This is a genomic window from Streptomyces sp. NPDC002845 (assembly GCF_053591955.1).
In genome coordinates this window covers 118,965-141,715 of sequence record NZ_JBSFUU010000009.1, presented here as the reverse complement: position 1 = coordinate 141,715, position 22,751 = coordinate 118,965, and the positions used below count along the sequence as shown (strand labels likewise).

14 protein-coding genes and 1 pseudogene are annotated in these 22,751 nt (G+C 72.5%); 7 read left to right on the top strand and 8 right to left on the bottom strand.

Features of this window, described 5'->3' with window-relative positions; genetic code table 11:
• Positions 1-2,406, bottom strand: a complete 2,406-nt coding sequence (locus ACWD3C_RS09050; RefSeq protein ID WP_451141678.1) for a SpoIIE family protein phosphatase — start codon at positions 2,404-2,406, stop codon at positions 1-3.
• 245 nt (positions 2,407-2,651) lie between these two features.
• Here ACWD3C_RS09050 and ACWD3C_RS09045 point away from each other — a divergent pair.
• A pseudogene (locus tag ACWD3C_RS09045) lies at positions 2,652-3,518 on the top strand (class III lanthionine synthetase LanKC N-terminal domain-containing protein); the annotation flags it as partial.
• Positions 3,519-3,759: 241 nt separating this feature from the next.
• Here ACWD3C_RS09045 and ACWD3C_RS09040 read toward each other — a convergent pair.
• On the bottom strand, positions 3,760-5,115 hold the full coding sequence (locus ACWD3C_RS09040; protein WP_451141676.1) for a S1 family peptidase: 1,356 nt from the start codon (positions 5,113-5,115) through the stop codon (positions 3,760-3,762).
• Between the two features lie 911 nt (positions 5,116-6,026).
• On the opposite strand from ACWD3C_RS09040, the gene ACWD3C_RS09035 reads away from it, so the two are divergent.
• The 4 genes from ACWD3C_RS09035 to ACWD3C_RS09020 all read left to right on the top strand — a co-directional run bounded on the left by ACWD3C_RS09035 (position 6,027) and on the right by ACWD3C_RS09020 (position 12,227).
• Positions 6,027-6,242 carry a type A2 lantipeptide gene (locus ACWD3C_RS09035; protein WP_451141674.1) on the top strand — a complete coding sequence of 72 codons (216 nt, stop codon included), beginning with the start codon at positions 6,027-6,029 and terminating at the stop codon, positions 6,240-6,242.
• Positions 6,243-6,371: 129 nt separating this feature from the next.
• The gene (locus tag ACWD3C_RS09030; protein WP_451141672.1) at positions 6,372-7,178 is read left to right on the top strand and encodes an HlyD family efflux transporter periplasmic adaptor subunit; all 807 of its coding nucleotides are present in this window, start codon (positions 6,372-6,374) and stop codon (positions 7,176-7,178) included.
• The gene (locus tag ACWD3C_RS09025) at positions 7,175-9,409 is read left to right on the top strand and encodes an NHLP family bacteriocin export ABC transporter peptidase/permease/ATPase subunit (protein WP_451141670.1); all 2,235 of its coding nucleotides are present in this window, start codon (positions 7,175-7,177) and stop codon (positions 9,407-9,409) included. The genes ACWD3C_RS09030 and ACWD3C_RS09025 overlap by 4 nt, the downstream gene beginning before the upstream one ends.
• Before the next feature lies 1 nt (position 9,410).
• Positions 9,411-12,227, top strand: a complete 2,817-nt coding sequence (locus ACWD3C_RS09020) for an NHLP bacteriocin export ABC transporter permease/ATPase subunit (RefSeq protein WP_451141668.1) — start codon at positions 9,411-9,413, stop codon at positions 12,225-12,227.
• 810 nt (positions 12,228-13,037) lie between these two features.
• On the opposite strand, the gene ACWD3C_RS09015 is transcribed toward ACWD3C_RS09020, so the two are convergent.
• The 4 genes from ACWD3C_RS09015 to ACWD3C_RS09000 are packed head-to-tail and all read right to left on the bottom strand — an operon-like array spanning position 13,038 to position 18,193.
• Complete coding sequence (locus ACWD3C_RS09015) at positions 13,038-14,315, bottom strand: MDR family MFS transporter (RefSeq protein WP_451141666.1); 1,278 nt, start codon at positions 14,313-14,315, stop codon at positions 13,038-13,040.
• Positions 14,312-16,090 carry an ABC transporter permease subunit gene (locus tag ACWD3C_RS09010; RefSeq protein WP_451141733.1) on the bottom strand — a complete coding sequence of 593 codons (1,779 nt, stop codon included), beginning with the start codon at positions 16,088-16,090 and terminating at the stop codon, positions 14,312-14,314. The genes ACWD3C_RS09015 and ACWD3C_RS09010 overlap by 4 nt, the downstream gene beginning before the upstream one ends.
• A 5-nt stretch (positions 16,091-16,095) precedes the next feature.
• Positions 16,096-17,595 carry an ABC transporter substrate-binding protein gene (locus ACWD3C_RS09005; RefSeq protein ID WP_451141664.1) on the bottom strand — a complete coding sequence of 500 codons (1,500 nt, stop codon included), beginning with the start codon at positions 17,593-17,595 and terminating at the stop codon, positions 16,096-16,098.
• A 58-nt stretch (positions 17,596-17,653) separates the two neighbouring features.
• Positions 17,654-18,193, bottom strand: coding sequence for a GNAT family N-acetyltransferase (locus tag ACWD3C_RS09000; RefSeq protein WP_451141662.1), 540 nt, complete (start codon positions 18,191-18,193; stop codon positions 17,654-17,656).
• Positions 18,194-18,352: 159 nt separating this feature from the next.
• Between ACWD3C_RS09000 and ACWD3C_RS08995 the strand changes: the two genes are divergently transcribed.
• Complete coding sequence (locus ACWD3C_RS08995) at positions 18,353-19,363, top strand: Ppx/GppA phosphatase family protein (RefSeq protein ID WP_451141660.1); 1,011 nt, start codon at positions 18,353-18,355, stop codon at positions 19,361-19,363.
• A 277-nt stretch (positions 19,364-19,640) separates the two neighbouring features.
• Here the strand turns inward: ACWD3C_RS08995 and ACWD3C_RS08990 are convergent, their stop codons facing one another.
• Positions 19,641-20,090, bottom strand: a complete 450-nt coding sequence (locus ACWD3C_RS08990; RefSeq protein WP_451141658.1) for a hypothetical protein — start codon at positions 20,088-20,090, stop codon at positions 19,641-19,643.
• 283 nt (positions 20,091-20,373) lie between these two features.
• Between ACWD3C_RS08990 and ACWD3C_RS08985 the strand changes: the two genes are divergently transcribed.
• The gene (locus tag ACWD3C_RS08985) at positions 20,374-20,808 is read left to right on the top strand and encodes an STAS domain-containing protein (RefSeq protein WP_451141656.1); all 435 of its coding nucleotides are present in this window, start codon (positions 20,374-20,376) and stop codon (positions 20,806-20,808) included.
• On the opposite strand, the gene ACWD3C_RS08980 is transcribed toward ACWD3C_RS08985, so the two are convergent.
• Complete coding sequence (locus ACWD3C_RS08980) at positions 20,729-22,627, bottom strand: DUF2264 domain-containing protein (RefSeq protein ID WP_451141654.1); 1,899 nt, start codon at positions 22,625-22,627, stop codon at positions 20,729-20,731. The two genes, ACWD3C_RS08985 and ACWD3C_RS08980, sit on opposite strands and share 80 nt — an antisense overlap.
• Positions 22,628-22,751 lie beyond the last annotated feature (124 nt).

Below are 22,751 nucleotides of genomic sequence, written 5' to 3'. Positions count from 1 at the left end.
TCACCGGACGGGGATCTCGGCCCACACCTGCTTGCCGCCGCTGACGGGCACGGTGCCCCAGGCCGCGGACATGGCCTCGACGAGGAGGATGCCGCGGCCGCCGGTGGCCTCCCAGCCGATGCTGGTCGGTTTGATCGGCGTACGCGGTGAGGGGTCGGCGACCGCGACGCGCAGGCGGCCGTTGATGAGGGTGAGGTCGAGGCGGACCTGGCCCTCGGTGTGCACGAGCGCGTTGGTGACGAGTTCGGAGACGACGAGGAGGACGGCGTCCGCCTCGAAGCCGACGCCCCAGGCGCGCAGGGTGCGCCGGGTGAAGCGTCGGGCGTGCCCGACCGCCTCGGGCACCCGCCACACCGTCCAGGTCTCGCGCAGCGGGCGCAGGGCCATCCCGTCGTAGCGGATGAGGAGCAGGGCCACGTCGTCGGCGCGGTTGGCGCCGCCGAGCAGCGCGTCGGCCACCAGTCCGAGGTGGGCGGGGTCGGCGGTGGCCAGTTCGGCGGCGAGCCGATTGAGGCCGTCCTCGATGTCGGTCTCGGCGGACTCGACAAGGCCGTCCGTGGTCAGCGCGAGCAGTGTGCCGGGGGCGAGGCGCATCGGGGTCATCGGGAACTCGGCCTGGGTGATCACGCCGAGCGGTGGTCCGCCCTCGGACTCGGTGATCTCCGTGGTGCCGTCAGGGTGACGCAGGACCGGGGGCAGGTGCCCGGCGCGTACGTACCAGGCGGTGCCCTCCTCCATGTCGACGTCGACATAGACACAGGTGGCGAAGAGGTCGGTCTCCAGGTCCATCAGCAGCCGGTTGGCGCGCGAGGCGACCACGTCCGGCGGGTGGCCCTCGACGGCGTACGCGCGCAGGGCCGTGCGCATCTGGCCCATGAGGGTGGCGGCCGCCGCGCTGTGGCCCTGGACATCGCCGATGACGAGGGCGACGTGGTTGTCGGGCAGCGGGATCACGTCGTACCAGTCGCCGCCGACTTCGAGCCCCGCCGTCGCGGGCAGGTAGCGGGCGACGGCGACCGCGCCGGGCAGCTGGGGCAGCCGGCGCGGGAGAAGGGTGCGCTGCAGCGTGCCGACGAGCTCGTGCTCGGCGTCGAGGGCGTGGGCGCGCATCAGGGCCTGGCCCGCGAGGCCCGCGGCGGCGGTGAGCAGGGAGCGCTCGTCGGAGCCGAAGTCGTGCGGGCTGTCCCAGCCGATCACACAGGCCCCGGCCATACGGTCGCCGGCGGGCAGCGGCAGGACGGCGAGACCGCCGGGGCCGACCTCGGCGAGCGCGGGTTCCAGGGCGGCTCCGGCGGGCCGGATCGCGGTGCGGCCCTCGCGCAGGGCAGCGGCGAGGGTGGGCATGGCGCGCACGGGCGCGTCGGGCCACTCGGAGCGCCATTCGCTGCGCCACAGCTCGGGCCAGGCCTCGGGCTGGGGCGGGTCGAGGACGGTGACGACGAGGCGCTCGGCCTCCAGCTCGGCGAGGGCGATCCGGTCGGCCTGGAGCGGCTTGCGCAGGGCGGCGACCATGGCCTGGCTGACGTCGCGCACGGTGCCCGCGGTGGCCAGGGAGGCGGCGAGGCGCTGGATACGGGCCACATCACCCCGCCCGGAGGAGTCGGTGACGGTCCCCACCAGCCGGGCCGGGCGGCCGTCGCCGGCGGGGAGCAGACGACCTCGCAGCCGCAGCCACTTCGGCTCGCCGGAGGGCTGGAGGATGCGGAACTCCAGCTCCCGGTCGCCGATGGCCATGTGGTCGGCCTCCACGACGGACATCAGCGCGGGCAGATCCTCCGGCACGGTCCGCGCGAGCAGCGTCTCGACCTTGCCGTCGAAGTCGCCCGGACTGATCCCGAACAGCTCCAGCAGCCCGTCGTCGACCTCGACCCGCCCGGTGTCCATGGCCAGGCTGAACGAGCTGCCGGGCGCGGCGGACGGCGGCGTGGGAAAGGCGACCGCGTCGGCGACCAGACGGAGGCACTGCCGGTCCTCGGCGCCGAAGCCCCCGGCGCTCTCGCTCACCGCGACCAGGCAGCCGGTGTCGCGCAGCGGCAGCACGCCCAGCGAGAAGTCCTTCACCCGCGACCTTCGTACGTCGGCGTCCTGGCCCAGCTCCGCGAAGGTCGGCCACGACGGCTCCCCCGAACGGCACGCCTCGGGCACCGGGGACCCGCCGGAGGAGGGATAGCTGTCGCGCAGCCCGTACAGCGTCCTCGGCACACCGGCCGACTCGACCAGGCGCAACAGGTCGCCGCTGTCGTCCGGCGTGTACACGGCGGCCACGGTCGCCTCCGTGAAGACGAGCGCCTGTTCGAGTACGGAGCGGAGCCGCCCGCGTGTGTCGGGATCGGCGGCAAGCGCCGTGAGGGCAAGTTCGGCGCGCAGCGTTCTCGTTCCGCGTCCGGCGGCGCCCTCACTGACCACGTCCGTATTACAGCGCTTATCGGACACTCGCGCAGCCCCTGTGACCGCGCCGGGGGCGGTCGGACACGCAGCGGAGCCTCGCTGTCCGAAACCGCGTCGAACAAGTCTTTACGTATGCGTTCCGCACAGGCAGCGCATGACAGGCGTGACGGCTTTCTCGTGACAGGCGGGACTGTCCGGTGCCCCCGGCGGGCTGGAAGGCTCGGCGTCACGTGGCCGAGGGGAACAGCCGAGGGGGAACAGGCATGGACAAGCGGTACGAGGTGTACGCGCTCGCCGACCGGCACTTCTACGAGACTCCGGACCGGCTGTCGGCCGGTGCGGGCCCCTCGGCCGCCGAAGGCGGTACCGCTCCCCTGTACGAGACGGCCCGCCGCGCGGCGCCCGACGGCTGGCACGCGGCCCGGATCGGTGACTGGCTCACGCTGACCCCCGTCGACGACGACGGACGGCCACGCCCCGGACCGACGCAGGGATGGAAGATCCACTGTTCGGCCACCCGTATGAACGCCGAGCGGATCGCGGCGGCCGTGTGGGACTACTGCGTGCCCCGGCTGATCCCGTTCAAGTTCGTACCGGCCCCGCATCTGTTGCACCCGCGCAACGCCAAGTACGCGGCCCGCGACACCAGCGGCAAGTTCGTGACGATCTACCCGTCCGACGAGGAGCAGCTCCACCTGGTCCTGCGCGAGCTGGGCGAACGCCTGGCCGGCCTGCAGGGGCCGTACATCCTCACCGACCTGCGCTGGAACGACGGACCTCTGTACGTCCGGTACGGCGCGTTCGCGCGCTCCTTCGTCGTCCACGAGCGCGGCACGCTCGTCCCGGCGGTCCGCGACGGCAAGGGCACGCTGGTGCCGGACGGGCGGCAGCCGTCCTTCCAGGTCCCGGAGTGGGTGACGCTGCCCGCATTCTTGGAGCCGCAGCTCGCGGCGCGGAACACGACGACGGTCGGCGAGCTGCCGTACCGCATCGAGAAGGCACTGCACTTCTCCAACGGCGGCGGGGTGTACCAGGGCACCGACACCCGCACCGGCCGGAAGGTGGTCCTCAAGGAGGGCCGCCCGCACGCCGGGCTCGCCGCGGACGGGGCCGCCGCGATCGCCCGGCTGGGCGCGAAGAACCGGCCAACGGGGTGCGCGGGGGCGTACAAGGAGCGCCCGCCCGCCGTTCCGCGCTTCAGTGCTGGGGGCATGCCTTCGGGCGGAGGGGGGTACATGGCCGCCTCCGCGACCGTGTGCGCGTACATGACTGGTCCGGCCCTCCCGCCGGAGGGCCGGACCAGTCCACTGCCCGGCCGGAACCGCTGGTGCGGCCGGGCCGGGTCAGTGACTTGTGGGCACGACGGCCGGATCAGTAGTCGCTGAGGCTGAGACCGGAGCCGTTGTCCACGCCGTCGCCGACGCCGACCTCCTCGCCGACACCGGTCTCCTCGCCGACACCGGCGTCTTCACCGACACCGGCCTCTTCGCCGACACCGGCCTCTTCGCCGATGCCCGCTCCTTCTCCGGCACCGGCTTCCTCACCGGCACCGGCCTCTTCACCCGCGCCCGCTTCCTCGCCCGCGCCGGCCTCCTCGCCGCCGACGGCGTCGCCCGCGCCGATGGTGGCGCCGACCGCGGCCAGGGCCGTGGTGACCGGCTGGAAGAAGGTCTCGCCGCCGACGGTGCAGTCACCGCTGCCGCCGGAGGTCAGGCCGATGGCGCTGCCGTCCGCGGTGAACAGGGAGCCGCCGCTGTCGCCGGCCTCGGCGCAGACGTTGGTCTGGATGAGCCCGGTGACCGTGCCCTCCGGGTAGTTGACCGTGGCGTTGAGACCGAGGACCTCGCCCTCGTCGAGGCCGGTGGTGCTGCCCATGCGGACGACCTGCTGACCGACGGCGGCCTCGGCGGCCTGGGTGATCTCGACGAGCTGGCCGCCGCCGACGTCCACGGCGCTGGCGGCCTCGGTCGCCGGGTCGTCGTACTTGACGAGCGCGAAGTCGCCCTGGCCGGGGAAGACGGCCGCGTCGACCGTGCCGATCGGCGCACCGTCCTGCGCGTCCGACCACTGGGCCGCCGCGACACCGCAGTGACCGGCGGTCAGGAAGCCCGGCGTACCGTCCGCGTTGGTGACGTTGAAGCCCGCGGAGCAGCGCGAGCCGCCGCCGAAGATGGCGTCGCCGCCGTCGACGAACGTCCTGAACGTCCCGGCGGACTTCGTGATGGTCGCCACCCCGGAACCGAGCGAGTCGACCGTCGACTCCAGCTGGTCCCACTTGGCGCCGGTGACGGTGCTGTCCGCGGTGACCCGTATCTCGTTGGTCTTCGGGTCGACGGACCAGGCGGTGCCCGGGATCGTCGCGTCGGCCTTCAGCGTGCTGGCGGCGGTCTGGAGCGTGGCGGTGCTGTTCTGCACCTCGTTGGGAACCGCGCCGAGTTCCCTGACCTGGTTGATCACTTCGTTGTCGTCGCCGACGATGACGTTGATGATGATCTGCTGGTTGCCGGCGTCGTAGTACGACCCGGCGAACGCGTCACCGAGCAGCGAGGAGAGCTGAGAGGAGAGGTCCGGGACATCGGCCGCCGTGAACGTCCTGGGGGCGGTGCCCTCGTTCCCGTCCGTCTGGCTCGCTAGGGCGTTCGGCAGCAGAAATGCCGCGGCTCCGAGCGCCACCACGCTTCCTGCCGCGATGACAGCCTTGCGCTTGGGTGTGCGTTTGTGACTCAACTCTGAACCTCCTGGGGACGAGGCCGGGGCCGCCGTCCGGCAGTTGACTGGGGCGCCTGGATGCCAGTTGATACGCGCGCGCCTCGTGGGGTGTTCAACGCCGGGAGGAATCTGTCCATGACACCGGCCCCCGGTCGGCTCGACAAGATCCTTTCCGCCGGTTTCGCCCCATGGGTTCTTGAACTGGGCTTTTTGATAAGGGAGTTGGGTCACTGCCGGGAGCCATCGCTCCGGCCGTGGTCCGACCGGTCGGCCCCTGCCGTGCTCCGGCCGGTCGGCCGCGAGGGGGCGCTCTGCCGGGTCGGGCGCCGACGGCCGCCGACGGCGCGGCGACGGTTCGGCAGTCCACGCACTGCCGGCGAGCCATCACGGAAGCGAACGTCACCGTCGAGGAGGTTCTCGCCAGGATCGGTCACCGGACGGCTTCCTTCGCCGGCAGCTCGATGAGCGAACACGATCCGCCACCAGTCAACAGCGGTCAGTTGTCGCCTCGTAACGGAATCCCGGCTTCAGCGAATCTCCACATCGAATGCCCAACCAAGTCACGGGACGCAGGGGACCGTCACAACCGTCGCCTGCGCTCCGCTCCTTTGAGCCGGGACTGTCCCAATCGTTTTCCGGGTGGCAACACAAGGGATGCGACGATGCCGCGCCGCGCGTGAAGAACCTGCCACCGATCCGTGCCCGCGTCTGCACGGTTGGGCGCATCTGCCGCGCAATTGCCCTGGTGAGGCGGTGGATTGATTGGATGCGCGGCGCGGCACCGTGCTTTGATCCTTCGCACCGCAGGGGTCACCCCAAAGGTTCCCCTTCAGACGGGGACCTGACGCCTGTGGGCGCGGCCGACCGTCTGTTCCAGAGGGGGGCCGCTCTCCCCCTTATGAAATATCCATACGAAGGGAAGTTCCATCATGAACTCCACCCCCCAGGTTGAGACCGCCGAGATCTCGGACGCCGCCCTCGACGCCGTCTCCGGCGGCCTGTCCGTGAACGCGGTCGACTCGGTCGTCGGTGCGGTGGACGGCATTGTTCCGCTCTCCTCGACCCTCAACACGGTTGTCGGCACCGTCGAGGGCGCCACCGGCCTGAGCACGGCCCCGGTCACCAACCTGGTCGCCGGTCTCTGATCGCACCTTGTGCCGCTGAGTCCCGGAACCGTCCCTCGGTTCCGGGGCTCTCGCCCGTTTGTGCGGCTCGGTTCACCCGCCGAGCAGTAGCCCCTGTTTCGAGTTCACCCGCAGGTGAGGGAAGTTCCCGTGCAGTTCCGCCAACAGGCCCTCGCCAAGCTGCAGTCACCGGAAGAACTCGACCTTCCGGTGCGCTTCGCCCGTCCCCAGGGCTGGCTCGTCCTCTCCGTCACCGTGGTCGTCATGGCCGCCGCGTCGGTGTGGGCGGTGACGGGCTCGGTGGCTTCCACGGTCAGCGCGCCCGCCATCCTCACGCACGGGCAGGGCAGTTACATCCTCCAGAGCCCCGCCGCGGGGCAGGTCACCGCGGTCCTCGCCGAGCAGGGGCAGCGCATCAAGGCCAAGGCACCCGTACTGAAGGTCCGTACCGCCGAGGGCGAGACCGTCGTCCGCACGGTCGCCGCCGGCCGGGTCACCGCCGTCGCGGCCACCATCGGCCAGATCATCTCCACCGGCGCCAATGTCGCGGCCATCGAGAAGGTCGCGGGCGCCGAAGACGCGCTGTACGCGACGGTGTACGTCCCCGCCGAGAACGCGGCCACGATTCCCGAGAACGCCTCGGTGGACCTCACCGTGCAGTCCGTGCCCACCTCGGAGTACGGCGTGCTGCGCGGCCATGTGGAGTCGGTGGACCGGACCGCCCAGACGCCGCAGTCGATCGGCGCGTTCCTCGGGGACAGCCAGCTGGGTGAGCAGTTCACCAAGGACGGCCGGCCGGTGGCCGTCACGGTGCGCCTGGACCGCGGGGCCGCCACGAAGTCCGGCTACAAGTGGTCCTCGCAGGACGGGCCGCCGTTCGAGCTCACCTCCATGACCATGGCCACGGGTCAGATCCGTATGGCCGATCAGCGTCCGATCGATTGGCTGCTCCCGTGACCGCGCCCCAGGCCCAGGAGACCCGGCCCGTACGGGGCAGGCGCAAGGCCGCGCCCAAGCGCCCCGTTCCCAAGGGCGGACAGAAGGCCGTCCGCACCCCGACCGTCCTGCAGATGGAGGCCGTGGAGTGCGGCGCCGCCTCGCTCGCGATGGTGCTCGGCCACTACGGACGGCACATCCCGCTGGAGGAGTTGCGCATCGCCTGCGGTGTCTCCCGCGACGGCTCGCGCGCGAGCAACCTGCTGAAGGCGGCCCGCAGTTACGGCCTGACGGCCAAGGGCATGCAGATGGACGTGGCCGCGCTCGCCGAGGTGAAGGCGCCGGCCATCCTGTTCTGGGAGTTCAACCACTACGTCGTGTACGACGGGATGGGGCGCCGTTTCGGCCGTCGGGGCGTCCTCATCAACGACCCCGGCAAGGGCCGCCGTTTCGTGCCGATGGAGGACTTCGACGCCGCCTTCACGGGTGTCGTCCTCGTCATGGAGCCGGGCGACGGCTTCAAGAAGGGCGGCCGCAAGCCGGGCGTCCTGGGCGCCATGCCCGCCCGGATGCGCGGCACTTCGGGCACGATGCCCGCCGCCGTGCTCGCGAGTCTGCTGCTGGTCGTGGTCGGCGCGGCGGTGCCCGCGCTCAGCCGGACCTATATCGACATGTTCCTGATCGGCGGCCAGACCTCACTGCTCGGCGTGCTGTTCGCGTCGATGGGTGCGTCCGTGCTGCTCACGATCATCCTGACGTGGCTGCAACAGGCGAACCTGCTGCGCGGCCGCATCATCTCCTCGACCCTGTCCAGCGCCCGCTTCCTGCGCCACCTCCTGCGCCTGCCGGTCACCTTCTTCGCCCAGCGCAGCCCCGCCGACCTGGTCCAGCGCCTCCAGTCGAACGACGCGGTGGCCGAGACCCTGGCCCGTGACCTCGCGGCGGCCGGCGTGGACGCGGTCGTGGTGGTGCTCTACGCGCTGCTGCTCTACACGTACGACCCTCAGCTCACCTTCGTCGGCATCGGCGTGGCCCTGCTCAACGTCGTCGCGATGCGCGTGGTCATCAAGCTGCGCGCGACCCGTACGGCGAAGCTGCGCGCCGACAACGCCCGGCTCACCAACACGGCGTACACCGGCCTGCAGCTGATCGAGACGATGAAGGCGACGGGCGGCGAGGACGGCTACTTCCGCAAGTGGGCCGGGCAGCACGCCACCACCCTGGAGGAGCAGCAGCGGCTCGGGGTGCCGAGTGCCTGGCTGGGCGTGGTCGCGCCGACGCTGGCCACGCTCAACAGCGCGCTCATCCTGTGGATCGGCGGGATGCGGGCCATCGAGGGCCACATATCCGTGGGTCTCCTCGTCGCCTTCCAGGCACTCGTCACCCGCTTCACCGCACCGATCACCCGCCTCAACGGCGTCGCGGGCCGCATCCAGGACTTCGCCGCCGACGTCGCCCGCCTCAAGGACGTCGAGAACTTCCAGGCGGACCCGCTGTACGCCCGCCCCGACGCGACCGAGTCGACGCGCCGGCTGCACGGTCATGTCGAGCTGGAGAACATCACATTCGGCTACAGCCCGCTCGACAAGCCGCTGCTCAGCGGCTTCGACCTGACGGCCGGCCCGGGGCAGCAGGTGGCGCTGGTCGGCGGCTCCGGCAGCGGCAAGTCGACGGTGTCCCGGCTGATCTCCGGCCTGTACGCCCCCTGGGAGGGCGTGATCCGGATCGACGGGCAGCGGCTGGAGGACATCCCACGCGGCGCGCTCGCGGCCTCCGTCTCCTTCGTCGACCAGGAGGTGTTCCTCTTCGAGGGCACGGTCCGCGACAACGTGGCGCTGTGGGACCCGTCGATCCCGGACGAGGCCGTGGTCGACGCGCTGCGGGACGCGGCCCTGTACGACGTGGTGACGCGCCGCCCCGGCGGCATCCGGAGCAGGGTCGAGCAGGACGGCCGGAACTTCTCCGGCGGTCAGCGTCAACGGCTGGAGATCGCCCGGGCGTTGGTGCGCAGGCCGAGCATCCTGGTCCTCGACGAGGTGACGAGCGCGCTGGACGCGGAGACCGAGCTGCTCGTCATGGACAACCTGCGCAAGCGCGGCTGCGCCTGTGTGGTGATCGCGCACCGGCTGAGCACGGTCCGCGACAGCGACGAGATCGTGGTGCTCCAGCACGGCACGATCGTGGAACGCGGACGGCACGAGCAGCTGGTCGCGGCCGGCGGCGCGTACGCCCAGCTGGTCAGGGAGCGATGAGATGACGTCCGTTCACGAGGGCGACCTCGTCCTCGGCGCGCTGGGCTCCATGGGCACGCCGATCGACTGCTCCGGCCACAGCCGCCTCGACCTGGAGGGCCCGCAGGTCCTGTGGCTCGTGGCGTCCGGCGCCCTGGACCTGTTCGCGGTGGACGCCGCCCAGCAGGGCCACTGGCACCACCTCGGCCGACTGGAGGTGGGCTCCCTGCTGCTCGGCCCGGTCGCCGGACCCCAACACACACTTGTCGCCCGCCCGTTGCGGGACTGCGTGGTGCGCCGTATCGGACTGCGCGAGCTGTACCAGCCGGTGAACACCGAGACCTGGTCGTACGACGAGTGGGGCAACCCCCAGTACGTACCCCCGCGGTCGAGCCCCCTGGAGTACGCCCTCGCCCTCGGCGTCGGCCGCGGTCTGTCCATCCTCTTCCAGGCGCCGATGGCCACCGAGAACGCCGCCGCGCTCACCGACGACGACGTGTTCTGGATGCAGGTGCCGCCGGGCAGCGTCCAGTACGGCTCGATGTACGGCGCCGAAGCGGCGGCCGATCTTCTCATGGACCCGGGTGTCTGGCAGGGCATGGTCGACCAGCAGTACCGGCTGCTGGCCACGCTCGACCGGTGGATCGAGCAGTTGGAGCGCACCCACGAGCACCGTACGGCGGAGGGCATCAAGGCCGGTGAGGCCGTGCGCGCCCAGGCCGACCGGACGCTGCTCGCCTCCATCGGCAAGTCCTCGGCACGGCGTACGACCGCCGCGGACGCCGACGCCACATACGCGGCCTGCCGGCTCGTCGCCCAGGCCACCGGGATCGCCCTGTCCGAGCCCGCGCAGGGCGGCACCGAGAGCGAGCGGCTCGACCCGGTCGAACGCATCGCGATCGCCTCCCGGGTCCGCACCCGCGCCGTACGCCTCACCGGGCGCTGGTGGCGGGAGAACGTGGGCCCCCTGGTCGGGCACCGGGCCCTGTCGGGCGCGCCGGTCGCACTGCTGTGGCGGCGCGGCGGCTATGTGGCCGTACAGCCGTCGTCCGGCCGCGAGACGCCGATCGAGAAGGCGAACGAGGCGGAGTTCGAGCCGCGGGCCGTGATGTTCTACCGACCGCTGCCCGAGCGGACGCTCAGCCCACTGCGGCTGATGCGGTTCAGCCTCGGAGGCACGAGCGGGGACATGACGAACCTGGCGATCAGCGGTCTGGTGACGGTCGCGCTGGGCGCGCTGGTACCGATCGCGACGGGCAAGGTGCTCGGCGAGTACGTACCGAAAGCCCAGGAGAACCTGATCGTGCAGGTCTGTCTGGCCATCATGATCGCGAGTGTGGTCTCGGCCGCGTTCATGCTGTTGCAGAACCTCACGATCCTGCGGCTGGAGGGGCGGATCGAAGCCACGCTCCAGCCGGCGGTCTGGGACCGGCTGCTCAGACTGCCGACGAAGTTCTTCACCTCGCGCTCCACCGGTGAACTCGCCAGCGCGGCCATGGGCATCACCGCGATGCGCCGCACGCTGGCGGGTGTCGGACCGGTCGTCGCCCAGTCGGTCACGCTCGGCGCGATGAACCTGGGACTGCTGCTCTGGTACAGCGTGCCCATGGCGCTGGCCGCGATCGGCATGCTCGTCGTCATCGCCTCCGTGTTCCTCGGGCTCGGCCTGTGGCAGGTGCGCTGGCAGCGCCGGCTGGTCGTGCTGAACAACAAGCTCAACAACCAGGCGTTCCAGACCCTGCGGGGCCTGCCGAAGCTGCGGGTCGCGGCGGCCGAGAACTACGCGTACGCGGCCTGGGCGGGCGAGTTCGCGCGCAGCCGGGAGCTCCAGCAGAGGGTCGGCCGCATCAAGAACCTCAACACGGTGCTGGGGTCGGTGTATCTGCCGCTGTCCACCCTGCTGATGTTCATCCTGCTGGCGGGCCCGGCACGCGGTTCGATGTCCGCGAGCGCCTTCCTCACCTTCAGCACGTCCGTCACCATGCTCCTGACCTCGGTCACCCAGCTCACCGGGGCGTTCGTGTCGGCGGTCTCCGCGCTGCCCCTCTTCGAACAGATCAAGCCGGTGCTGGAGGGAACGCCGGAGGTGCGCACGGCGAGCACGCGCCCCGGCCTCCTGTCGGGCGGACTCGAAGCGCGACGGCTCGCCTTCCGGTACGCCGACGACGGTCCCCTCGTCCTCGACGACGTGTCCTTCGAGATCGAGCCGGGCGAGTTCGTCGCGATCGTCGGCCCGAGCGGTTGCGGCAAGTCCACCCTGCTGCGTCTCCTCATCGGCTTCGACCGACCGGTCTCCGGCAGTGTCCTGTACGACGGGCAGGACCTGGGCGCCCTCGACCAGTCCGCCGTGCGGCGCCAGTGCGGGGTCGTCCTTCAGCACGCCCAGCCGTTCACCGGTTCCATCCTCGACGTCATCTGCGGTACCGAGCCGTATACGCCCGAGGAGGCGATGGCTGCCGCCGAGATGGCGGGGCTGGCGGATGACATCAAGCGGATGCCGATGGGGCTGCACACCATCGTCCAGGGCAGCGGCTCCGTGTCCGGCGGCCAGCGGCAGCGCCTGATGATCGCCCAGGCGCTGATCCGCCGCCCCCGCATCCTCTTCTTCGACGAGGCCACCAGCGCCCTCGACAACGAGACCCAGCGCAAGGTCATCGAGAGCACCCGCGCCCTCAACGCCACCCGCGTCGTCATCGCCCACCGCCTCTCCACCGTCATGGACGCCGACCGCGTCATCGTCATGGAGAACGGCAAGGTCGCCGAGGTGGGCCCGCCCGCGCGGTTGCTCGCCGACGCGGATGGGCGACTGCATGAGTTGGTGAGACGGCAGCTGGCCTGAGCGTGAGAGTGAGGGGGAGGGTGAGCCGTCGGCCGGAGTACGCCACACAGCGTCCTACGGCTGTTCCTCGCCCCCGCCGCCCCTACCCGTCCCATCCCCAGGGGCTGCCGCCCCTTCGACCCCGCCGGCAGGGGGTGGGTGGTGTGGGTTGTCGGGAGTCTGCGGGTTGTGTGTGGCTGGTCGCGCCCCCGCGGCGGAGCCGCATATCGATACAGCCCCGCCCCCCTTACAGGGCGCGGCTCCCTCGGCCCTGACGGGGCGCGGCTCCAGCCCGGAGCAGTACCCATCAGCCCGCGCCCCACCTCACCAGCCCGCGCCGACCGCCGACTCCGCGCCGAGCCCTTTCAGCCCCGGCCAGGCACCATCAGCCCGTCCGGCGCTTGAGGACGAGGCCGCAAGGCCGACCCATCACCCACCGGCCCACACACACCCAACCCACCCCAGGCACCCCCAGCCCGTCCGGCGCTTGAGGACGAGGCCGCAAGGCCGACCCATCACCCACCGGCCCACACACAACCCACCCCAAGCACCCCCAGCCCGTCCGGCGCCTGAGGACGAGGCCACAGGCCGACCCACCACCCACCCAGCAGCACCGTCCCGACCCGCCCCAGACACCCCCAGCCCGTCCGGCGCTTGAGGACGAGGCCGTTCAGGCCGATCCCACAGCAACCTCCACCCACCCGCAGACAACCCACCCACCCCCAGGGGGTCCAGGGGCCGCAGCCCCAGGGCCGGGTGAAGGGGCGGCAGCCCCTGGGGATGGGACGGGTAGGGGCGGCCGGGGGCGAGGAACCAGCCGTACCAGATGCCCTAGCGGCGGCGTACCGTGCCCGGGCGGTGGGTCGGGCTGGGGCCCCGGGGCGGGCCGGAGTGGCGTGGTAGCAGTGCGATCGAGGCGAGCGGGATCGCGGCGAGGACGAGCCACGGGACGGCGGGCGGCAGGCCGGTGTCGAGGAGGGAGCCGGTGGCCGCGCTGCCGACCAGGACGATCAGGCCGGAGACGGAGGACATCGCACCGGTGAAGAGGCCGAGGCGCCCGTCGTCGGCAAGGTCGGGCACCCAGGCCCGCGCGGCGGGCGCGACCAGCATCTGACCGAGAGTGAGCAGCACGACGAAGCCTGCCGCGGGCAGCAGCCCCGCGTTCCCCGTCCACGCGGCGGGCCGCGCCCCGCCCACCACCGCGAACCCGGCACCGATCAGCACCAGCCCCACCGTCATGGAGCGGCGCAGATCGAGCCGGTTCGCCGCCCAGTTGGTGACCGGCAGCTGGGCCGTCACGACGAGCAGCGAGGACAGCGCGAACAGCCAGGCCAGCGGCTGCTGCGAGCCAGCCACCCGCTCCACCTCCAGCGGCAGCACGAGATACAGCTGGTTGTACGCCAGCAAGTACGCCCCGTACGCACAACACAGCGCCAGGAAGCGGCGGTTGCGGACGAGTGAGCCGACCCCTCCCCTGACCTCGACCCGCTCCCGCCCCGGTATGTGCTGCGGCAGCAGCCACACATGCCCCGCCAGGACGAGGACGAAGACCCCGGCACCCGCGAGGCACACCGTGCGGTAGTCCACGTCGAGCAGCAGCGCGCCGAGGAGCGGCCCGACGAACGCCCCGGCCTGTCCGGCCACGGTGAACAGGGCGAGGACCCGCGTACGGGAGCCGCCGCCCGCCTCCTCCCAGAGGACGGCCTGCCGGGCCACCTCCGACTCGACGGCCGGTGAGAACAGCGCGGCGGCGAAGCCGATCAGCAGCACGGCCCCGATGACCGCCCACGACTCCTCCGCGTATCCCAGCCACACGAACCCGGCGATCCGCAGCACACACCCGGCGAGGACCACGGGCCGTACGCCGTACCGGTCGGCCAGCGCACCGCCCACCACGAACAGGCCCTGCTGGCTGAACGTACGCAGGCCGAGCACGAACCCGACCATCCAGCCGGCCATCCCGATCGCGGTGCCGAGGTGTTCGGCGAGGAAGGGCAGCACGGCGAAGAAGCCGATGTTGAAGGCGAGTTGGGTGAGGATCAGCAGCCGCAGGAGGGGGTTGAGCTGTGCCCACGTGCGGCGACGGGTGAGGGTCGGTTGTCGGGTCATCGGGGTGCTTTCACGGGGGTGGTGACGGCGGCGGGCTTCGGCTGTCGTACGGGCGAGAGGGACGGTCGCGGCCACCGCACCCCGCCCGCCGCCGTCACCGCGAGCGCGCCGAGCAGGGCGAGTACGGCGGCGGGGGCGAGGACCGCCCAGGGGGCGCGTTCGACGTACGGCTGGTTCTCGGCGAGGAGGAGGCCCCACTCCGGGTCCGGCGGCCGGCTGCCGAGGCCGAGGAAGCCGAGGGCGGTCAGGGCGAGGGCGACGGAGGGCAGGCGGAGCAGGGCGTGGCGGGTGACGGGCGGCAGGACGGCGGGCAGGAGTTCGTGGCGGAGCAGGTACGTCGGGCCCGCGCCGAGGGCCTTCGTCGCCGTGATGTGCAGGGTGGCCCGTTCCTGGGCGAGCAGGGCCGAGGTGTGCGCGGCGAGCGGCGCCCAGGCGACGGCGGCCACCGCGAGCGCCGGGGTCGCCGCGCCGCTTCCGGCGACTCCGGCCGCCAGCAGGCCCGCGAGGACCGGCGGTACGGCGTTGACGGTGTCGACGAGCGGGCCGGACAGCCGGGGCAGCAGGCCCAGCAGAACGCCGGTGAGCAGGGCGGCGGCGCTGATCGCCAGGGCGAGGGCGAGCGTGTGGAAGGCGCCGTGCCCGATGCGGGCCAGAACGTCGCGGCCGAGCGCGTCGGTGCCGAACGGGCGTGCCCAGGACGGAGGTTGGAGCCGGGCGCCGGTGTCCAGGGCGAGCGGGTCGCGGGGCAGGCCGAGCGCGATCACCCCGAGCAGGACGGCGCCGTACAGCAGCGGCGTCGTGCGCGGGGCGGGCGGCTTCGGGCGGTGGGGCGACTGGAGGGCGTTGTCGCGCAGGGCCGGGCCGATGAGCATGCGGGCGCCGAGCCGGGTGAGTCCGCCGGCCACGGCGGCCAGCAGGACGAGGGCGAGGGTGCCGGCCTGGAGGACGGGCAGGTCCTGGGCGATGGCGGCCTGGAGGGTGGTGCGGCCGAGGCCGGGGATGTCGAAGATCTGCTCTACGGCGACCGCGCCGCCGGTGAGTCCGACGACGAACAGGCCGATGTTCGGCAGGAGTCCGGGCACGCAGTGGCGCAGCGCCTGCCGGGCGATGCGCCGCCCCGGTATGCCGCGTGCGGCGGCGGCCAGGGCCCAGGGCCCGGCGAAGGTGCCGGGCAGCAGGTCGTCGAGGAGCCGCCCGAGCAGGGCGCCCGCGGGCAGGCCGAGGGCGAGCGCGGGCAGTACCGTCCAGCGGGGCCCGTACCAGCCGAGGGCGGGCAGCCAGCCGAGGTGGACGCCGATCACGGCGGCCAGGACGGACGCGGTGAGGAACTCGGGCAGCGCTGCCAGCACCGCCGCCGCGCTGCCGCTCCCGCGCCGCTCGCCGAGGCGGCGGCGCGATCCCAGCCACAGGGTGCGTGCGCAGACGGCCGTCGCGGTGGCCGCCGCGACCAGGAGTGCGGCGGCCATCAGCAGCAGTGAGACGCCGAGGGCCTGGACGACGGACGGCGTGACCTCGGCGCCCGAGATCCACGAACGCCCCGCGTCCCCGCGTGCCAGCCCGGCGAGCCACTGGCCCAGGAGTCCGAACGGCCCTTGGTCGAGGCCGAGTTGGTCGCGTACGGCGGCCAGCACCTCCGGGGTCGGGGCGCGTTCGGCCGAGCGGGCCTTGAGGACGGTGAGCGCCGGGTCGGTCCGCGACAGCCACGGCAGCAGACCGATGCCGCAGGCGAGGGCGGCCGCCAGTGCCAGGCGCCAGAGGAACGTGCCGCCGCGTATGCCGCTCAGCGCCGGGTCCCCGTGCCGATGAGCGTGCGCTCGTACGGGTCGAGGAGCACGCCCCGCACCGAGGTGCCGACGCCGGTGATGATCCGCTGGTGGACCAGGGGGACGACCGCGTCCGTGCCCAGGATCGCCGCCTCCGCGGCCATGGCCGCCTGTCGGCGCTTGTCGGTGTCGGCTTCCGCCTCGGCCTCGGCGACGGCTCGGTCGACGGTCCTGTCGCAGAGCAGCGCCAGGTTGTAGCCGCCGTCGCAGGTGTAGTCGCTGGTGAGGACGGAGACCGGGTCGCCGGTGTCGAGCAGGGTGTTGCGGGCGGACACGAAGGCGTCGAACTTGCCGGCGAGGACGTCGCTTTCGAGGCGTGAGTATTCGCGCACCTCCAGCTCGACCGTGAACCCGGCCTTCTCCAGTTGCTGCTTCAGCACCTGTGCGACCTCGGGCAGTTCGGGCCGGTTGTCGTACGTCGCCAACGTCACCGGGGCCTCGTCGGGCTTCGCCGCCTCGGCACGCCTACCGGGTTCGACGCGCTCGGCGGCCGCCCAGGTCACGGCGGGCCCGTAGATGCCGGCGCCGGGGTCGGCGTAACCCTCGTAGACGTCCTTGGCGAGCACGGACGTGTCGACAGCCGCGCGGGCGGCGGCGCGCGTCCCGGCGTCCTTGAAGACGGCCGACTGCGTGTTCAGGAAGAGGCTGGTCGTGCGGGTGGTGGCCGTCTCGTGGCGGGTGCCCTCGTCCAGCGATGCCGCCTGGGAGACCGGGACCGCCTCGGCGATGTCGGCCTCGCCGGTGCGCAGGGCGTTGGTGCGGGCGGTGCCGTCGGCTATGAACCTGGCGTCCACGCCGGAGGCCTGGGCCCGGCCGCCCCAGTAGTCGTCGAAGCGGTCGAGGGTGGCCGCGGTGGCGCCGGTGACCTCGGTGAGCTCGAAGGGGCCGGTGGCGGTGCCGACCGGGTCGACCGTCCTGCCGTACGCCTGCGTGGAGAGGATCGCGAGGCCGGGGCTCGACAGACGCAGCGGCATGACCGGGTCCGGGTCCTCGGTGGTGATCCGCACCTGGTGGTCGCCGGCCTTCCGTGCGGTGAGCGTGATACTGGAGAGCGCGGGGGTGACGGGCTCGGCCTCGGTGGCGTGGGTGAGGGCGGCGGCCACGGCGGCCGGGGTGACCTCGGTGCCGTCCTGGAAGCTCGCCTCACGCAGCGTGAACAGCCAACTCCGGTCGTTCTCACGGGTCCACGACTCGGCGAGCGCGGGGGCCGCCGATCCGTTGGCGTCCAGCTTTGTCAGTCCCTCGGTGACTCCGAGCCTGCTGAGGAGGGTGGCGTCGGCGCCGTACGGGGAGAAGTTCTCGGTGGGCGGGAAGGCTAGCGCCACGCGGAGCCGGGCGCCGTCCGTGGAGTCGCTTCCGGACGTGTCACCGCCGGAGGCGAAGCAGCCGGTCAGCAGGGGGGCGAGCAGCAGGCCGGCGAGGAGTCGGCGCCGGGCGACGGAAAACGCGGGGAGCATGGTCCTCGTTCTGGGGTGGGGGTGACGGAACGGGCGACAGACTACATGGAAATGATTTTCATCTAGCGAGGGTACTCACGGGCACCTCGAAGTGGACGACCCCCTGCCCGCCCGCCTCGCGCTCGTCGCACACGACCTTGCCGAGCGAGCGCCAGAAGTCCTCGGCGCCGGGCACCGCCGGGTCGGTGTGGAGATATACGGAGCGGTAGCCGCCGTCGGCCGCCGCGAAGTCGAGCAGGGCGGCGACCAGGCGTCGGGCCAGGCCCCGGCGGCGGTGATCGGGGCGCACGTAGACGCGCCTGAGCTGCGCGGTCTCGCCGGACGGGTAACGCTCGGCCAGTTGGCGGGGGTTGGGGGGATGCGCCGGCCCCCGGGAGTCGAGTGCCGCGGTGGCGACGACCGCGCCGTCCCGCCCGTCCACCGCGACCAGGAGGGTGTGCCGGTCGGGCGCGAGGTAGGCGCCGTCGAGGTCGATGATGTCGCCGTGCCAGCGGGGCACGTATCCCGTGCCGAAGTCGCGGTAGACGGTGTCGAGCATCACCGCACGCGCGCCGTCGAGATCGCCGGGAGTCGCCGTCCTGATGTCGTAATCACGCACCTGCGAATCATATGCAATTAAACAAGCAGCTCACGATGGGGGGCGGGTGATTGTGGGTGATTCAGAAGTGATCGCAGCGGTTGTCTCATACCCGCCGCCGCACATCCTCTTCGTGCCCATGACACGCGTGCCGACGCACCTCGCGGGTACTTCGGGTGCATGCGAATCAGCGTGGTGGATGTGGGTTCGAACACGGTCCGGCTCATCGTGGCGGACGCCGAGGGCGGGGTGCCGCTTCCGGTGCATACCGCGAAGTGGCGGCTGCGGCTCTCCGAGCAGGTGGCACACGGGGGCCTCGTCCCGGACGAGGCGGTCAAGCGGCTGAGCGAGTCCGTGGCCGCGGCGGTCCGTACGGCGGAGCGGTGGGGTGCGGCGGGCCCGCTGGCCTTCGCGACCGCCGTGGTGCGCAGCGCGCCCAACCGCGCCGAGGTGCTGCGGACCGTCCGCGCCGAGACCGGTGTGCCCCTGTGCACGCTGCCGGGCGAGGTCGAGGCGGAGCTCACGTTCCTCGGGGCGCGCCGGTGGATGGGCTGGCGTTCGGGTCCGCTCGCGCTCCTCGACATCGGCGGCGGCTCACTGGAGGTCGCCTTCGGACGCGGACGCCTGCCCGACTTCGCGGCCTCGCTCCCCCTCGGCGCCAACCGCCTCACCCATGAGTTCTTCGACGGACAGGACCCGCCCTCGCTTCAGAGCGTGAAGGCCCTGCGCCGCAAGGTCCGCCATCAGCTGCGGGACGTGGCCGCCCGGATCCGCTGGGAGGGACCGCGCACCGCGGTGGCCACCTCGCGGACCTTCCAGCAGCTGGCCCGGCTGTGCGGGGCCGCGCCCGGACGCCACGGGCCTTTCGTGGAGCGGAAGTTGCGCCGCTCGGACCTGCGGCGGTCCATCGACCGCCTCGCCGTACTGCCGGCCGCCGAGCGCGCCCACCTCACGGGCATCTCGGCGCCGCGGGCCACCCAGAGCCTGGCGGGAGCCGTGGTCGGGCACACGGCCATGAAGCTGACCGGGCTCAAGGTGGTCGCCATCTGCCCCTGGGCGATCCGCGAGGGCATCCTGCTGCGGCACATCGAGGACGGGGGCGCCTGGTGGGCGGACGTCGTCCAGGGCGAGGAGCCCCCTCCGGGGGCGAAGGGGGCGGTGCCGCTGCGGATCGCCACGCCTGTGCGGTGAGTTTCTCGGCGAGAGTTCGAGGTCACCCCGCGCCTCTGACGGGGCGCGGCCTTCACTGGGAGCCCCTAAGCAGCCTCGGCGAAGTGAGACACGCTCCCACGCCGCCCGGCACGGCACCTCGCCGCACTGCCGCATCACCCAAGTACATCCAGTACGAGGACGATGCGGCAGCACGCCGATGCTCCCCCAGCTACCGCTGGGAGGTGCCCCCAGCACCGCGGTGACATCAGCCGCTCCGCGGCGGGCGCGGAAACGCACCCCACCTCCCCGGGGCCGCTTAGCGGCCGGCAGCTCCCCATGAGCCCTGCCATACGACCCACAGGTGCCCGTCCGGACCATGGTGGAGGCGGAGTCCGTCGACGACGGCCAGCAGGGGCAGTTGTCCGGCACCGCGGTGGTGACCGGTGTCGAAAGCGACCTCGGTGTCGTCGGTGGCCGCGACCGTGATGCCCGAGTCGTTCGCGGTGAGGACGATCCGGCAGATGTCGGCCGTGGTGCGCTCCAGGAGGTGGCCGCTCGTCGAGCGGCCGGCTTCCAGCACGGGCTTGAGGAACCACCTCGGCGCGTCGATCACGCGCGCCACCGCCGCCATGGCCGCCTCCGCCGCCGACTCCCCGTCGGCGCGCGAGAAGTGCGCCGAGAACTCCATTTCCAGCGCGGGTGCCATCAGTCCGCACTCGGTCAGCAACGGCGGATCTTCAGCGGGAGTGCGTACCGGTGTCCCCACCGCCAACCCCCCTCGTTCGACAGACGCATGGGCTTCCATGAAACGCCACTCGGACGGCGGCGCGGCCGGGGGCTGGGGCTGCACTGCGACTCTATGGCTCCCACATCCGGCTTGGCCAGAGCATCCCAGCCCCGCACCTCCCACCAAAAGTCAACACTCCGGATCGAAATTCACCTTGTCGAGTGAACCAAATTTTGTGGGCCGTGCGGTAGGGATGGTTCTGGCCCTGCCGGGGTAGCCGGCGAGATCAAATGCGCCCTACCGCCGCCGAGGTGGAGCCGACATGCCGCCGGAAGCCCATGACCCCACCGCCGATTCACCCTGGGGTACGGCCGCCGGGTCCGGGCTCGCCGCGCCGAACCCCTACACGCGCGGCCGCCGGACCGGCCCGTTCCTCGTTGTTCAGGTGCATGGGGAGATCGACATGGCGACGGCCGCCTGTGTGGCTGAGCACCTGGAGACCGCCACGAACGGCCCCTCCCCGGATGTCCTCGTGAATCTGCGCCGGTGCGCCTTCCTCGACTGCTCGGCTGCGCGTGCTGTGCCGTGCCGAGGCGAGGGCCCGGGAGCGGGCGGCCGTCTCCGTCTCGTCTCCGACCAGCCCCGCATCCGCCGCCTGCTGCGCGCCGCGGGCCTGCTCAACCGCTTTCCCCCACTCCCGGAACCTCCTCCTCCGCCCCGTCCGGGAAACGGATCCGCACCGCGCCGTCCGCCGTGACCCGCGCGCTCGCCTTCAGCGCGTCCTCCGGGTCGGTGCCGAGCACCACCAGCGTGACCAGCAACCGGCTGCCTCCCGGATGAACGGGCAGCAGCAGATGGGGAGTTGCCGAGTGAACGCCGTACGCGTTGGCATCCCGCGCGTGCGCGACCGCACCGCTCACCTCCATGTCCCAGCCGTGCAGGGCGACGACGGCACTGCCCAGCCCGTCCGGCCGCCACGCCCACGCCCACCCCGGCCCGGTCGCCTCCTCCGGCGGCCGGTCGTCGTCGGCCAGGGCCCACCCCCCTTCGCGTACGACCGCGCCGCGCGGACCCTCCACCCGGTGCACCCGCACCTCCCAGGGGCCGCGTACAACGCTGGTGGTCTCGATCCGATGCCCCTCCCCCGCGAGTGACGCCGTGTGCCAGGAGGCCGCCCGGTTTCCGGCCATGCCCAGCGGGTGGACGCGCCCGCGCCGGGAGGCGGTTCCGTCGGGGGCGACCAGGGCGACGTGATTGTCGATGCCCGCGCCCGCGGTGTCGGGCGCCGCGGCGCTCGCGTACGCGAAGCGCGTGTAGTGCGCGTTGTCCTCGGAGGCGGCGGGCGGGGGCGGCAGCCGGTCGGTGCCGTGGTTGACGAGCCGTACGATCCCGTCGGCGGCCGTGGAGTGCAGCAGCCAGCCCGGGGCGGGCAGCACCAGGCAGGTGTCGGCCGTGTCGACCGGGCCCGGCTCCTCGGGTGCCGTCCACACGGGGTGGTCGGGGGGCAGCAGCAGGCCCAGGAACGCCTTGCTCGCCCAGTACGGGGAGGCCGGGCCCGAGTACCGCTGGGTGACCGGGAGGAAGGGCCGGTACCAGCCCAGGCTCAACAGGCCCTTACCGTCGGGTACTTGGCGGTCGGTGAAGTGCTTCAGGGCACCGGAGGCGAGGCGGCGGGTGCGGCCCGGGGGCAGCGGGGTGGCGTCGGCGAGGACGCCCGCCCACAGCGGGGCCGCGGCCGCGAACCGGTACGTGAGCGAGCGGCCCTGGTGGACCGGGGCGCCGTCGGAGCCGAAGAAGTGCTGGTGGGCGTCGAGGAATTCACGCAGCCGGGCGCGGTGCCGGGCCACCACCTCGGCGTCTCCGCGAGGCCCCGCCATACGCGCCCACAGGGCCGGGTACAGGTGCAGCGCCCAGGCATTGTAGTAGTCGAACTTGCGGCCGTCGCCGTCGGTGTACCAGCCGCCGCCCCGGTACCAGTCCTCCAGACGGGCCAGTCCCGCGTCGATCTCCGCGCGGCTGTGCGGGGCGCCGACCGAGGCGAGGAACTCCTCCGTGATCACTTGGAAGAGGCGCCAGTTGGAGTCGTTGGCAGTGGCGCCGACGAAGCCGCCCAGCCAGTCGGCGACCCGCTCGCGCACCCCGTCGTCGAGGTGGTCCCAGAGCCACGGCCGGCTCTCGTGCAGGGCGATCGCGATGGAGGCCGCCTCCACCATGGGCTGCCCCCGGTCCGTGATGGGCGGCCAGCGCTCGTCGGAGCCCGGGTCCGTCCCGGCGGCGAGCCCGGCCGCGTACCGCTCGATCAGGGCCGGGCCGACGCGCCCCGCGGACCCCGCGATGCGGAAGGCGGCCAGCATGAAGGAGCGCGCGAAGCCCTCCAGTCCGTCGGACCAGGGACCCGAGTGACTCGCGCGGCCGGGCAGCCGGTACTGGGCGAATCCCGGGGTGGCGTAGGGCACGAGGCCCTCCAGGAGACGGTCGGCCGTCGCCTCCCAGTGGGCGCGGGTGAAGCCGGTGACGGGTGAGCGGGCGGGGTCCAGGGGCGGCAGGCCGGTGAGCGACACATGCGGCGCGGTCATGCGGGGGTGAGTCCTCCGTCGGTGGGGGTGGCTGGACGCTGTCGCCGACGACAACGGTGTGCGCCCCCCGGTGTCGTCGGGGCCACGCGGGGCGACAGTGGAACCTGCGGCGCGGTTACAGCGG